The 13,539-nt window shown below is 45.9% G+C and carries 15 protein-coding genes and 2 pseudogenes; 15 read left to right on the forward strand and 2 right to left on the reverse strand.

Features of this window, described 5'->3' with window-relative positions:
• Positions 1-4: 4 nt before the first annotated feature.
• A complete protein-coding gene (locus FD716_RS18045; RefSeq protein ID WP_016165492.1) occupies positions 5-907 on the reverse strand; it encodes a WYL domain-containing protein in 903 nt (300 codons plus the stop codon).
• An 89-nt stretch (positions 908-996) separates the two neighbouring features.
• Between FD716_RS18045 and FD716_RS18050 the strand changes: the two genes are divergently transcribed.
• The 12 genes and pseudogenes from FD716_RS18050 to FD716_RS18110 form a co-directional block, all read left to right on the forward strand.
• Positions 997-2,190, forward strand: a complete 1,194-nt coding sequence (locus FD716_RS18050; RefSeq protein WP_016165491.1) for a ComEC/Rec2 family competence protein — start codon at positions 997-999, stop codon at positions 2,188-2,190.
• Positions 2,187-4,442, forward strand: coding sequence for a ThiF family adenylyltransferase (locus FD716_RS18055; RefSeq protein WP_016165490.1), 2,256 nt, complete (start codon positions 2,187-2,189; stop codon positions 4,440-4,442). Before FD716_RS18050 ends, FD716_RS18055 begins: the two co-directional genes overlap by 4 nt.
• 45 nt (positions 4,443-4,487) lie before the next feature.
• Positions 4,488-5,558, forward strand: a complete 1,071-nt coding sequence (locus FD716_RS18060) for a ComEC/Rec2 family competence protein (RefSeq protein WP_016165489.1) — start codon at positions 4,488-4,490, stop codon at positions 5,556-5,558.
• A 401-nt stretch (positions 5,559-5,959) separates the two neighbouring features.
• Positions 5,960-6,516 (forward strand): annotated as a pseudogene (locus FD716_RS18065) (DUF6685 family protein).
• 264 nt (positions 6,517-6,780) lie between these two features.
• Complete coding sequence (locus FD716_RS18070) at positions 6,781-7,131, forward strand: helix-turn-helix domain-containing protein (RefSeq protein ID WP_016165486.1); 351 nt, start codon at positions 6,781-6,783, stop codon at positions 7,129-7,131.
• A 3-nt stretch (positions 7,132-7,134) separates the two neighbouring features.
• Positions 7,135-7,668 (forward strand): ImmA/IrrE family metallo-endopeptidase, encoded by a 534-nt coding sequence (locus FD716_RS18075; protein WP_016165485.1) that lies wholly within the window; start codon positions 7,135-7,137, stop codon positions 7,666-7,668.
• Between the two features lie 371 nt (positions 7,669-8,039).
• The gene (locus tag FD716_RS18080) at positions 8,040-8,270 is read left to right on the forward strand and encodes a hypothetical protein (RefSeq protein WP_016165483.1); all 231 of its coding nucleotides are present in this window, start codon (positions 8,040-8,042) and stop codon (positions 8,268-8,270) included.
• Between the two features lie 24 nt (positions 8,271-8,294).
• Positions 8,295-8,540 carry a hypothetical protein gene (locus FD716_RS18085; protein ID WP_016165482.1) on the forward strand — a complete coding sequence of 82 codons (246 nt, stop codon included), beginning with the start codon at positions 8,295-8,297 and terminating at the stop codon, positions 8,538-8,540.
• Between the two features lie 7 nt (positions 8,541-8,547).
• Positions 8,548-8,799 carry a hypothetical protein gene (locus FD716_RS18090; protein ID WP_016165481.1) on the forward strand — a complete coding sequence of 84 codons (252 nt, stop codon included), beginning with the start codon at positions 8,548-8,550 and terminating at the stop codon, positions 8,797-8,799.
• Between the two features lie 33 nt (positions 8,800-8,832).
• Entirely contained in the window at positions 8,833-9,069 is a 237-nt protein-coding gene (locus FD716_RS18095) for a hypothetical protein (protein WP_016165480.1), read from the forward strand.
• Between the two features lie 475 nt (positions 9,070-9,544).
• A complete protein-coding gene (locus FD716_RS18100) occupies positions 9,545-10,744 on the forward strand; it encodes a tyrosine-type recombinase/integrase (protein ID WP_139853745.1) in 1,200 nt (399 codons plus the stop codon).
• Between the two features lie 153 nt (positions 10,745-10,897).
• Positions 10,898-11,937 (forward strand): annotated as a pseudogene (locus FD716_RS18110) (IS3 family transposase); the annotation flags it as partial.
• Positions 11,938-12,007: 70 nt separating this feature from the next.
• Here the strand turns inward: FD716_RS18110 and FD716_RS18115 are convergent.
• A complete protein-coding gene (locus FD716_RS18115) occupies positions 12,008-12,241 on the reverse strand; it encodes a hypothetical protein (RefSeq protein ID WP_198080028.1) in 234 nt (77 codons plus the stop codon).
• Between the two features lie 308 nt (positions 12,242-12,549).
• Here FD716_RS18115 and FD716_RS18120 point away from each other — a divergent pair, with 308 nt between their 5' ends.
• The 3 genes from FD716_RS18120 to FD716_RS18130 are packed head-to-tail and all read left to right on the forward strand — an operon-like array spanning position 12,550 to position 13,521.
• Positions 12,550-12,993: a hypothetical protein gene (locus tag FD716_RS18120; RefSeq protein ID WP_139853746.1), complete on the forward strand. Its 444-nt coding sequence runs from the start codon at positions 12,550-12,552 to the stop codon at positions 12,991-12,993.
• 2 nt (positions 12,994-12,995) lie between these two features.
• Positions 12,996-13,244 (forward strand): type II toxin-antitoxin system Phd/YefM family antitoxin, encoded by a 249-nt coding sequence (locus FD716_RS18125; RefSeq protein ID WP_000192612.1) that lies wholly within the window; start codon positions 12,996-12,998, stop codon positions 13,242-13,244.
• Positions 13,234-13,521 carry a type II toxin-antitoxin system RelE family toxin gene (locus FD716_RS18130; protein ID WP_139853741.1) on the forward strand — a complete coding sequence of 96 codons (288 nt, stop codon included), beginning with the start codon at positions 13,234-13,236 and terminating at the stop codon, positions 13,519-13,521. The genes FD716_RS18125 and FD716_RS18130 overlap by 11 nt, the downstream gene beginning before the upstream one ends.
• Positions 13,522-13,539 lie beyond the last annotated feature (18 nt).

The following is a 13,539-nucleotide window of genomic DNA, read 5'->3' on the forward strand; positions in this document are numbered from 1 at the left end:
GTGCTTAGCTTTGGGCCGACAAGGCATCAATATAGGGTTGAATTTCATCGCGGTTTTTCAAAGTGATCTGCTGCGCGAGGGGGTCGGGTGCTTCCTTGGTATGCAAGCCCAAACGCCTCAGTGTGTAGTACAGAAACGCTTGGCGGCATGGAAGTTTGACCTGTCCACCCTCCATTCCATAGTCCAACTCCAGGACTCGTTTCTTGGCAGCGGGTAAATCGGGATGCGGTGCAAGCACCAGCGTCAATACAGTTTGCCAATGCGAATCCTGGCTGGCGTCCACTTGGCTCGCCTCGAAGCCATCGATGCGCAGGATTCGGGCGAGGACGAAATCGCTGAAGCGCTGGCGCTTATGGCAAAACGCGCGCATGTGCCAGCGAAAACCGTCGTTGCCCAGAGCGTGCGGCGACAGCAGACGAACCGATTCGTCCAAGGACGTCATGGACTGGTAGCTCACCCAAATGGCTTCCTGCTGCCGAATTGCCCGGACCACTGCTTCGACGGTTTGTTCATTGATGGTGCGCCAAGGGGACGGTGCCCAATCTGCCTCAGGCGCTGAGCCAATAAAGCTGGACGCTGGTTCGATGACGCCCATCTTGGTGGCCAGCAGCTCCGCTAGATAGTGTTGCACCGAACTTCGCTGGTAAAGCGGGTGAAAACTCGGTGCTGCCGTGTAAGTCTTGGAACTGCGGTCATAAATCAGGTTGTTCGGCGCTAACTCCGTGTACTTGGCAATGTCCAGTGAGGCCTGGGGAATCGATATGCCGAAGTGCTCGGTGAGATCCATTCGATTGATGCGCCGCTCCCAGCGCAAACGGAAATCGATGAATTGAAGTCTGCTCTCTAACCCCCAGCTTAGCCCTTTGGGCTCAGCGGGATCGGCGGCAGTTACAGGAGGCTCTTGCATTATTTGCGCCTAATAAGTAGACGGATATAAAAAATAGTCGTACATTAACTATACGCGATCATCCTTCGGTCGTCTACCCGGAGACCTCAATGCCCACAACCATCACCTTTTTCCCCGTCGACAACGGGGACATGACACTCATCAAGTTCGGCGATCTTGACGCGACGACCCTGCTGATCGACGTAAACATCAGACAAGATGCCGATGATCCTGGGAAGGACGTGCGCGATGTCGCCAAGGATCTGCGCGAACGACTGAAAAAAGACGAGAACGGCAGGCCATATGTCGATGCCTTTTTGTTGAGCCACCCGGACCAGGATCATTGCCGTGGGCTGACGCGGCATTTCTACCTGGGACCGCTGGACAAGTACCCGGATGACAAGAAGGACGACAAGGACAAGAAAATCGTGATCCGGGAGATGTGGTCGTCTCCCATCGTGTTTCGACGCGCAAGCAAGACGCACACTTTGAGCGACGACGCCAAGGTATTCAACACGGAGGCGCGTCGGCGGATACAACTGAACCGCGACAAGAACTTCGCCGTCGGAAACGGCGACCGCATCCAGATCATGGGCGAGGACATCGATGGAAAAACCGATGATCTCACCTCGATTGTGCGGAAGGTGGACACGCGCTTCTCGACGATCAACGGCAAGAGTTCCGCATTCTTCTCTGCGTTTCTTTTGGCCCCCCTGGATGCCCAGGACGACGAAGAAGAGGAAGAGTGCCTGGTCAAGAACCAGTCCAGCGTGATCCTGAACATCACGTTAGCCGCTGATGCTCAGACGCCGGATGGCGCAAAGTTCCTTACTGGTGGCGATGCTGAGGTGTTCATCTGGAACCGCCAGTGGCAGCGCCACGAGACCGAAGCCGATGTACTTGAGTACGACATCATGCAGGCACCGCATCACTGTTCTTGGCATTCGCTGTCCTATGACAGTTGGTCCGACTACGGCGAGAAGGCCAAACTCGATGCCGATGCCCGCAAGGCGCTTTCGCAGACCCGTGACGGCGCCGTCATCGTCGCCAGTTGCAAGCCGATTGCAGACGACGACAGTGATCCACCCTGCATCCGCGCAAAGCGTGAGTACGTGGCGATCGTAGACGAAGCAAAGGGCGAGTTCTATTGCACGGGCGAGTACCCGAGCGAGAAATCCTTGGAGCCCCTCGTTTTCACCGTCACCGCTCAGGGAGTGCAGCCGCCCTCGAAGAAGGAGTCCGGATCGAAGGCCGCTGCCGTGATCACCTCCGCGCGCACTCCGATGCCGCACGGGGCATCATGACGGGCGCCATCGCTGACGCACTACATCAACTTCAGCGGCATCGGGGCCTGATTCGCGTTGGCGAGCCCAAGGCAAGCGGTGCATCGACGCAAATAGAAGTCGATGTTGCCGTCCAACTGCCAAACAGGTCACGGCGTAACGGCGTCTCCGAAACCGGAGTGCGCGCTGTCGAGACATGCGTGCTGGTATTCGGCAGTGATTGGCCCCTGTCCGCGCCCAAGCCTTTCTTGCGTGCGGACTTTCCGCTCAATTTGCCGCACATCAACCCCCATCGCGAAGGTGAGCTGGTCTCGCCTTGCCTGTTCGAGGGGTCCTTGGACGAACTGCTGCATCGGTTTGGTCTAGACGCCATTGTCGATCAGTTGGTCGATTGGCTGCACAAGGCTGCGGCCGGAACATTGCTGGACTTGGAACAGGGGTGGGAGCCGACGCGCCGAGACAGTTGTCCTTCGACCATTGTATTCAGTGCCGAAAAGGTTGCGGCCTCCGCACCTGCTGACGGCACGATTCTGGTAGTTCCCGCAGGCTACGTGACGATTGATGGCGGGCTATACGCCATCCTCAATGCCGAACTGACCGCACAAATCGATGCAGTGTTCGTCCATGATGTTCACAACGACAAATTGGGCAAGTGGGGAAATGGCCATACTGCGGCCTTCATTGCGCGGGCTCCAATGACCGACGGCCACCCGCACATGGTCGGACGCTACCAACCGGAGACGGTTGTCGATCTCGCGACGCTGCTTGATCTAGCAGCGGAACTTGGCATTGATCGCGACGCGTTGGCCCAAGGCTTGGATGGTTATTACGGACGCTCGATCCTGGATATGCAGCAGGACTCGCGCGGCTGGGTGCATGGCTTGTACGCGATTGTAATTCTGACGGTACAACGGCCAGCGTCGCTTGTGGGTTCACCAGGGAGAAGTGTCGAGGTATTGCCCTACGCGGTGCGCTATGAACTCAACGCTAAAGCGCTCCTGGAGCGAAACGCCACGGTTCACCCAGCCTTTCACGCGCATGCGTTGTCTCCTGAGTTGCTAGCAAGGACATCCGGCATTCCACCAGCAGCCACATCGCAGCCGCTAGTCATACTCGGCTGCGGAAGTGTGGGATCGAAAATCGCGATGCAACTGGGGCGAGCAGGTTTCGGCTCAATGACTTTCGTCGACAACGAGTCCATGTCACCTCATAACGCGGCACGGCATGCACTCATTGAGCGGACATCGGTACTGGTCCCACCTCGGAAGTCGGCGCGGATGAAGACGGCCTTTGAGGAGCTGTCGCATCTTCAATCGCGCGCGTTCGACACCGACGCCGTGACCCTTCTGGTCGATCCGGCACAGTTCGCCACAGTCATTCCGCAGGATGCGGCTCTCATCGTGGATGCGACGGCCTCACTTCAGGTGCTGGCCGCAGAAACACAATCAGCAGTACTGAACCAGTCTCCTGCCCGCCTGGTACGGATCGCGATGTATGGTCAGGGCCGCTGTGTCGCGGTTTTGCTTGAAGGACCTAGTCGCGCCGGTCGGGTTGACGACCTCACGGCATTCTTGTTCGAGTGCTGTCGGTTTGTGCCGGAACTGCGGGCATCGATTGCTGGGGATACGTCGGAGCCGACGCGCATTTTTGTGGGCGACAACTGCCGTTCACTGACGATGCCAATGTCTGATGCCGTTGTTTCGCGTTCTTCGTCACTGGCCGGTCTGCAACTGGAACGCTGGCTCGTTGGCGGGCTTCCGAAGGAGGCGATGCTTTGCACCGGGATCTCGGATGCCGAAGGCCTCGGCATGGCATGGACCCGCGCCAGTCTTGGCCCGACCACTGTGCTCGACGTAGCTGATGATGGTGGCTGGAACATTCGGATTCTGCACCCAGTCGTGCAAGCGATCCATGCCGATGCGCTGCACTGGGGCGCTCTGGAAACAGGCGGAGCCTTGGTCGGCCGCATCTCGTTTGAAAATCGAACCATCACCATTGCGGGCATCGTGGACGCGCCGCCTGACAGCATTCGAGAGGCCGCCTGCTTCGTCCTCGGAACGGATGGACTTGTTCAGAATTTGCGTGCGGCAAATGGAGCCTCTTTAGGGTATCTCACCTTCATCGGAACTTGGCACAGCCACCCGAAAGGCGGCCCACACTCGGGCATAGACCGAAACACATTGCGCAACATCGCCGAGGATGCTGGTGGTCTTCCCGCCGTGTCGTTGGTATGGACTCCGACAGGACCCACATGTGCGGTGGATCGCTGGTAGGGGTAAAGCCACCAGCACTTTATTGGCATAAAACAAGAGGGATGTATGGCTGACTACTTCGAGATCGATTTTCTTGGCGTCGAAACAGCAAAAAGCGGAGATGCGATCACGCTTCGCTATTCTGTGAATGGCACTGAGGGCGTGCACGTCGTTGACGGAGGATATCTGGATACGGGAGATCAGATTGTCGAGCACCTGAAGACCTACTACGGAACAACAGTCATCGACCATGTGATTCTCACGCACCCTGATCGCGATCACGCAAATGGTTTGCGAAAAGTTCTAGAGCAGTGCACGGTCAGAAATCTTTGGATCAACAGGCCGTGGATCTATGCAGATCAGTTGATTGATCGATTCGAGACCTATGAATCGGTTGAGGCGCTGAGACGGAAGTTGCGCTCCATCTACGATGCCACGGCAATTCTTGAGGATCTGGCGGTAGAAAAGGGAATTCCAATCCATGCCCCCCTTCAGGGGCAGAGCATCGGCCCCTTCACTGTGATGGCACCAACCCTGGGGCGCTATTTCGACCTGATTGTGGACTCCACGAAGACACCGGAGGCTGTTGAAGAAAGTGCTTTGGACAGCGCGTTGAGCGGCATATTCCGGGCAATGAAGGCCGCGACCGCCTACATCAAATCCCTGTGGGGCGAGGAGTATTTTCCGCCTGAGCCTACCAGTCGTGAAAATGAAATGAGTGTGGTCCAGTCGGCTGTCCTGAACGGTCATCGTGTCATGCTTACTGGCGATGCCGGGCGTGAGGCGCTGCAAGAGGTTATTGACTACGCGCCATTTGCCGGACTCGCGTTGCCAGGCATTCGGTATTTTCAGGTGCCCCACCATGGCGGGCGGCACAATGTCTCGACTGAAATTCTGGACCAACTGGTTGGTTCACGGTTGGACAGTATGCCGATCCAGCATACCTGGAATGCCATTTGCAGTTCTGCCAAAGCCGATGAGGATCACCCGCGGAAGTCCGTAATTCGCGCTGTATTACACCGGGGTGGGCACTGGGCGGCAACCGAAAGCAAGAATCTCCGCATCGGGGCGGGCATTACCCGCGATGGTTGGGTATCAATTCCTCAAGCGGAGTACCCCGAAGAACAAGAGAGTTGAGTCTATGAATGCGATGTCGCTCTCTGAGTTACCAACTTCAGTGCTCGAACTCCACACATGGCCGTGGTGGCGAAGATATTGGAATCGACCGCCGGAACTGGTTCGGAAGCGGTGTGAAGCTTGGTGTGAACTATTGGAGCTTAGGGAGGCGGCAGGAAAAGGCGTGCGCCTCAACACCCCAAAATCGAAGATTTTTGATGACTCACGCCGTCGATGGAGCATCCTGGATAAACTCGACCGTGGCAACTTTACTTTGCGGAGTCGCTTTCCGGTCTCAGCCTGGGGCGCTAAGGAGGATTTTCCAAAGTCCACATGGATCGCTAGTGCAAGTGACGATGGCGCCTCACTTTGAATGCGACGCAAGCGATATAGAGGGCATCTCCTCAAGTAAGTCAGCAGGCATGCCGCACGAAAATGTGGATGTCTTTGGTGCCTACTATATTGATGAGCAGAATCGATATGCCAGAAAAGGAAAGCCCTCGCTCTGACTGGATGATGCGAGCTTAAAAGAGCTTTGTTCACATGGCGAAATCCGGCTAATGCACGGACGTGGCTCCGACACGTTTAGCGTGCGAGCTTGGGATGGCCGTTTTTCCTTGATAACAGTGGCGGATCTCACCATCTTGCGGGCGCCGTGCATGTCGCCACGCGCATTGGCGCGAGCATTCACCACGCCTCGAAACTCTATCTCTACCAGCTCAACCATTTGACTGTGCAATGGCTGCTCGATGGATTTCATCTGGTATTGCTCCCCAGGTATTTGGATGGACAGATGCTATGGACTGTGAAGAGCTTGGTAGGTTCTGGTTCGAACATGGAGTTCCCACCTGTACTGGGCGAAGGTTCGCTTTTGGCGTTCCCTCGGGGTTCGCAAATCGCCGAGTGCGTGATGGCAGAACTATTGAGTCAGGGGCACCACGATTTAGGCAATGATTTAAGGGAGGCACTGGCTGCGTAACAGCAGTTCTTGACTGAATCGACGACTCCATGGACAAAGCAATTTTCATCTCCAATCTGCTGACAAGGATGTCTATGAATCACAGATAGTTGGATTTCATGGCACAGTATCTATTCTTAGTAGTAATATTAAAAAATTAACCTTTAGGTTGAATATTTAATCCTATATGTTGAATAAAAGATAAAGTTAATATAAGATTGGTTAATACTGTAAAAAGTATTTACTCTTTCAATAATGAATGAGTAACGCAATAGGGTTACGAAAATGTCTAAACTAACAGATTTTGGAAAAGCGATTAGGAAACTTAGGATTGATTATGATACCAATCTTAATGAACTAGCGACTTCAATTGGCGTTAGTTCAGCTTTCTTATCAGCTGTGGAAACAGGAAAAAAGCCAATAAGTGCTGAATTAATTACAAAAATTACAAACGCATTAGGTTTAAGTAAAGCAGAGGAAAATTTGCTTACACATGCTGCTAGTCAAAGTGTTGATAATGTTACTGTTCGAACAAATAGCCCAGAAGAAGCAGAAATTGCTTTGATGTTTGCTAGACGAATTCAAGACGATACTTTGAATATGGCGCAACTTAGAAAAATTCTTGAGGAGAATTGATATATGACATCTGGATGTATGCCTAGAGGTGTTAAAGTCGCGCCTTTAAGTAAACAAAGCATAAAACAAAAAGCACTCATTATTCGTGACAAGATTTTTAAACTGTCACTAAATCAGTCAATAGATTTAAGTCGAGGCTTAGAACATCGATTGCATGAATTAGGTGTCATTTTAGAAGTCTGGGAAATTGAGGATATGCCTGATGTTGAGGCTTTAACTAATCCAGATGCTATGACTATTATTCTTCGTGCAGATACTTATGATGCTTTATGCGATGTATCTGATCCAAAACATTGCCGTGCGCGATTTACTGTAGCACATGAAATAGGGCACTTAATTCTTCATGAGGGTTTTGCCTTAGCACGTGGTGCAGTCAGGCATAAACATTATGAAGATTCTGAATGGCAAGCTGATACGTTTGCGGCAGAGTTACTGATGCCAACACAAGCATGTATTAATTTGTCTATTGAAGACATTCAAGAAAAATTCAAAGTTGGTTATAAAGCGGCTAGAAATAAATTTAGTTCTTTAAAATGAAAAAACTGATATGAAAGCTATCTTTCATATCAGTTTCGGATAGTACACCCAAGGGCTATTCGGCTTACTCAGATGACTACTATAAAGCGTGAGAACTTCATTGTAGATCATTTAAGTCAGCTTTTCAAATCTCCTTGGGAGAGGAGGTGAGCTATGTGCTTAAGAAATTAGGTACTCAAGAACCGCCGAAAGGCATGAAATGGATCTTTTGTAGATTCCGTAAAGTACGAGGCAATTCTGGCAAGGTGTTAGATGCGCATGAGTATGGTTATGAGGCATGGGCTTTTTTAGTTCCATGTGCAACTTAAGTGATCTGGTGCACAGGCATTCGTGCTTGTGTGCTTTCTAAAATTAACAATGGAGTATTAAATATGTCTAATTACTTAATCAATCACAAAAATTGCCCTGAATGTGGTGGGCGTATCAAAGGTTATTATTATTACTGTGGCCGTTGTGGGAATCAGGATGTCGTAAATTGGAAATTTACAGGCATATTCCTGATGATTGCAGGTGCTATTTTCTTTCTTGTTATGTATTTCTCAACAAAAAAAATCTGTGAAAATACCTTTTTCTCGCAAGCTATATTCTGCAATTTTTTTTAAATAATTTATAGGTTGAGTATTAACATGTTTGAAGGATTCATACCTAATTATTCATGTTTATTGCATGCTAGAGATCTTGAAGGAAATATAATCGAAATCCATTTTTTTTCGAAATATACGCCAGAGCAAGCAATTGAAAAAAGCAAAGATTATTGGACTTATGATCTTATAAGGTTTATAGATTTTCCGACTCCTCAAAGATTTGAGTGGGGGAAAAAGACTATAGTCCATCCATTGGATAAAAAAGAATATACTGTTATATATAAGTAGGTTAGGAATGAAAGTTAAAGATTTAATTGAAAAATTAGAAAAGTTTGATCCTGAATTAGAGGTTTTAATTGCCAATGAGGATGATGAGATCATTGGCCTAAACAACATGGTACGATTCTTTGATGTCAGTCATGTTTCTTCTGTTCATGCGGAAACACGAAGAAATGATGTAGAAAGGAATGTTGAATTTACATTCGTAGGAATGCCAACTAAACATTCTAGAGAGTTTATTTTCATTGATGTCGTTTCACAATTTTAGAATTTTTTTTTGAAATTACTTATAGAAGATTGTATGAACAATAATTGTGAAAAATGTACTGTTTTATCTATAGATAGTATGCCGTTAGGCTGGAATACAATAGTAAAAGAAGATTGGGTTGACGATCTAAGTGGCGGTACGGAATGGAAGCAATTTGAGTGTATCCATTGCAAATCTATTCATAATATTAAGTATCGTGATGTGGGTGCTAGTCGCTCACGTTGGTTTTTCAAAAATGAATTGCCAAAATACTTAGGATTTAATGATTAAATTCATGCAAAAATCTGAAAGAAAAAAGCGCCGTTGGGTGCTTTTTTTAATTGTTCAAACCCTTCCTATGATCCTAGACACCTAATTTCAGGGCGATTGCAGCTACAGACTTGTGTGAGGTTGAAAGTGCATAATCAATTGCTTGCTTTTTAAATTCTGGACTAAAGCCTTTAGCCATTTTTACATCTATAAAGTTAACGTTACGTTATCTTTAGAAGTAAGCATTGTCCATATGGGCTGGGCTAGGATCAGTATAAGACTTATTTAACATTGATCACAGATAAGTAAGTTGTTGGGAAATTAAATTAGAGGTGGTACTCATGATGGTTACTAAAACTAAAATATTTTCAATAATAAATATATAAAACAATATATTACAAATATATATGATGCGTAATATACGCATCATATATAAAGCGTTCTATTTTGATATAATTGATCCAATCAACCACTTATTAGGTTTCATTTAAATTCCATGAGTCTTACTGAAATTAAAGTTCGCCAAGCTCATTGCAAGGAAAAAACCTGTTTTTTATCCGATGAAGATGGGCTTAGCCTGAAGATTGAGCCGAGTGGAAGAAAATCTTGGTGCTATCGCTATACAGATCCACAAACTAAAAAACGTCGACGCATTCAGTTAGGTCTTTATCCTGATTTATCGCTGAAAAAGGCACGACAAGTCAGAGATGACTTTAAAGACAATGATTTCTGTTTTGAACATGATACTGCCTCTAATGTCATCACCTTTGGTAAGGTTGGGGAGGAGTGGTTACAGTTCAAACTGAAAAATGCCTTCAACGATCTACCCCGCTGTGGTGTACTACAGTTAGCAGAAAGATGCTTACAGCAAGATATTTATCCAGACCTTCAGGATTTACCTTTTCAAAACATCAAGCGTTATGACCTGGTTTCAGTAATCAAAAAAATAGAGGGACGCCAAGTAAAAGAACCTGTCAAGAAAGCTTGTAGTTATTTGAACCAAATTTATGACTACGCTGTAGCGATGGGTTATTGTGAATTCAACATCGCTCATGGTTTAAATAAAATCGCCATTAACAGTAAAATCAAGAAAAATTATCCGTATTTGAAAGCGGAGGATATATCTGATTTTAAGTATAAATTACAAAAATTGGATGCCCATCCGATTATTAAAAAAGCACTGATGTTTAAATTATATACTGGAGTGCGAGGGGCTGAATTGTTATTGTCTGAGCCTCATCATTTTGATTTAAATAAAAAAATATGGAAAATACCTGCCTTGAATATTAAACAGTTTCGACGAAAAGTCATATTAGGCCATGAGATTCCAGATTTTATAGTTCCACTTTCAAATCAGGCTTTAGAGATTTTGAAAGACGTCATGCAGTGGTCATACGGTGAAAAATACCTTTTTGCTAGCCCTCGCAAACACAATCAACCGATTCATTTTAATACTCTAAATATGGCCATACGTAAGATGGGGTATGGCAAACATCAACTATCTTCTCATGGATTACGTTCTACTTTTAGTACCATTTTGAATGACTCAGGTTTGTTCCAAGATAATTGGATTGAGGCACAACTTTCACATATTGATAAAAACCGTACCCGTGCCAGCTATAATCACGCTGACTATTTAGCTCAACGGACTGAAATGATGCAGTGGTGGGGTGATTATTTAAGTACTAGTAAGTGAAAATCGTACTGAACCGTGCCGGGTTTGTCGGAGAGTCAATATTTTTTGTCAACGGCATTCTAAAATTGACCCCTTTTACCTCGTATTAAGTTTCAACCTGAGGTTGAATCCCTATTCTTTTTTTATTCTTCAAATGATAACTCTCACCCGATATTGAGTTCTGAGTTTGATGTTCATCAAAACCAAATTATTGACTGGAAAAATCAATTAATCTCAGCTTCCTCGCAAGCTTTCGATCAATCAAAAGCTCCATCAGAACCACCCATCGATCTAAAAAAACTACATGCAAAAATCGGCGAGCAGGCATTAGAAATTGATTTTTTAGAAGGTGTGTTGAAGAAACTGGGCCGCTTCAACCATAAAAGTTAATCGATCACTCACTTCAGATTTCAGTATCTAAACTGGCTAAGTTGCTGAAAGTCTCTCGTGGTTGTTATTACTATCGCCCAAAACCTGTTAGCTCAACAGATCTGAAGCTGATGCGATGTATTGATGAATTACATATGCAATATCCTTTTGCAGGCAGTCGTATGATGCGTGATTTGTTGAATCGTCAGGGGCATCATATAGGACGACGTCATACACGTACTTTAATGAAGAAAATGGGTATTCAGGCGTTATATTGCAAACCAAATTTAAGCAAGGCTAATCAAGCTCACCGTAAATATCCATATCTGCTCAAAGGATTGGTTATTCAGCGCAGTAATCAAGTGTGGTCTATGGATATAACGTATATCCCTATGGCAAAAGGTTTTGTTTATTTATTTGCTGTGATTGATTGGCATAGCCGCAAGGTACTTGCGCATAGGGTATCGATTAGTATATAGGTGGATTTTTGTATTTCGGCTTTAAATGAAGCGATTGAAAAATATGAATCACCTGAAATATTGAATACAGACCAAGGGGGGCAGTTCACCAGTGATGCATTTATTGATGTATTGAAATCAAATGGCATTCAAATCAGTATGGATGGTAAAGGTCGATGGGTAGAGTGATGGTTGAACGATTATGGCGGAGCGTTAAATATGAAGAGGTGTATCTCAAAGCTTATAGCAGTGTCACAGATGCGAAAAAGCAATTGAGTGCATATTTTGAGTTTTATAATCTGAAACGACCTCATTCGAGTCTAGACAAAATGACACCAAATGAGTTTTTACTATGATCAGCTAACCCAACAAAACAAGGTGGCTTAACTAGAGCGGAATATCACTTATAAATATGCTTTTAGTTGTTCAAACAAGTGGGATCACCTCTGCAAGTGACTCAATGAAACCTTATTTTCCTCTCAATAATTTCGCTTAGGCTAAATCCACGAGGTTTCACAGCTGGAGAATGATCTTGAAGCCAGTCATAAGCTTCTTTAATTCGTAGATTACCAATAGGATTACCTGCCCCAGATTTCAGTAGGGGCCAATCAGCTTGTTCTTCTGCATTAATTGAAAAACCCAGCTGATTTAAAAGCCCTTTTCGCCCATAGCCTTGAGGTAGCAAGTCCATGAGAAATGCTAGCCATTGGCTTTCTAAGTTGTTTTGTACATTGACTGGAAATTGGAATGATAGAGGGTAATGCTCCCTAAAATTAACTGAGTTTAAAAGGGCTTTGTTGCATAAATATGTAAGCATCTGATTTAAATAGATTTAATTTTAGATCAAAAAATAATCAAAACTTTTAAAATCATATAGTTATGAAATCTTTGTGTAACAACAGCCATCGTGTAGCAAAGAGGGTTAATTAGAGTTTTTTAAAAGTACTTTTAAGTGTTCTTTTATCTATGCTATAGTTCTATTGTTGAATAGGAGTACCAATGAATTCTGATGCTATCTGGACTGAAACTGAAGAATCTCGTTTAAAACGAGAGGATGAAGTTCGTATGCAGGAACTCAGACGTCTATTTGATTTAATGGATGAAAGAGAGCACCAACAAATTCAAGCCAAAGAGTTAGAAGAAGCTCTTAATGTCCTTTCTTGGGTTGATGTAGTACGTGCATTAGAAAGTTGCCTAGATTGTATAGTTCCCCAAAGACGGGAAATGCGATCACAATCTATAGACCGTATTGAGCAACATCGTAAATGGTTAAAGGCATTTCGTTCAGCGATGCCTTACCTTGCGAAGATGCTGCTAGTTACTGATGCCTCCTTGCTTATCAGAATGAGATCCACATTGGACCGGTATGCTGAAATTAGCTACCCAAATCTACTCGTAATGATTCAACCCAAACTCCAAACACTAAATTCTATAGAGGCTTAACTATGACTCAATTAATCCATGCACGAATGACTGCAAGTATTACTGAACTCAAAAAGAGTCCGATGGATACAGTGTTGGCAGGCAAAGGGGAACCTGTCGCAATCCTCAATCGTAATACACCAGCGTTTTACTGTGTTCCGGCTGATCTGTATGAAACGATGATGGAACAACTAGAAGATCTAGAACTGAATAAGATTGCAGATGCTCGTGCGAATCAGAAACGCATTCGAGTAAATATTGATGACCTATAAGTTAGACTTTTTAGAAGAAGCATTAGCAGAATGGAATAAGCTTAATCCAAGTATTAAGCAGCCATTGAAGAAGAAGTTGATCAAGGTTTTGGAGAATCCTCGCATTCCCAAAAACAAGTTGTCAGGACATCCTAACCGCTATAAGATCAAACTTCGTAGTATTGGTTATCGTCTGGTTTATGAAGTCGTTGATGATGAGGTAATTGTCATCGTGATTGCTGTAGGCAGACGTGAAAACAATGCCATCTATGATGATGCCAACTCTCGTCATTCATAAATGATGTAATGCCTATAA

Origin of the sequence: Acinetobacter pullicarnis, from assembly GCF_006352475.1 — a bacterium.
Lineage (GTDB): Bacteria > Pseudomonadota > Gammaproteobacteria > Pseudomonadales > Moraxellaceae > Acinetobacter > Acinetobacter pullicarnis.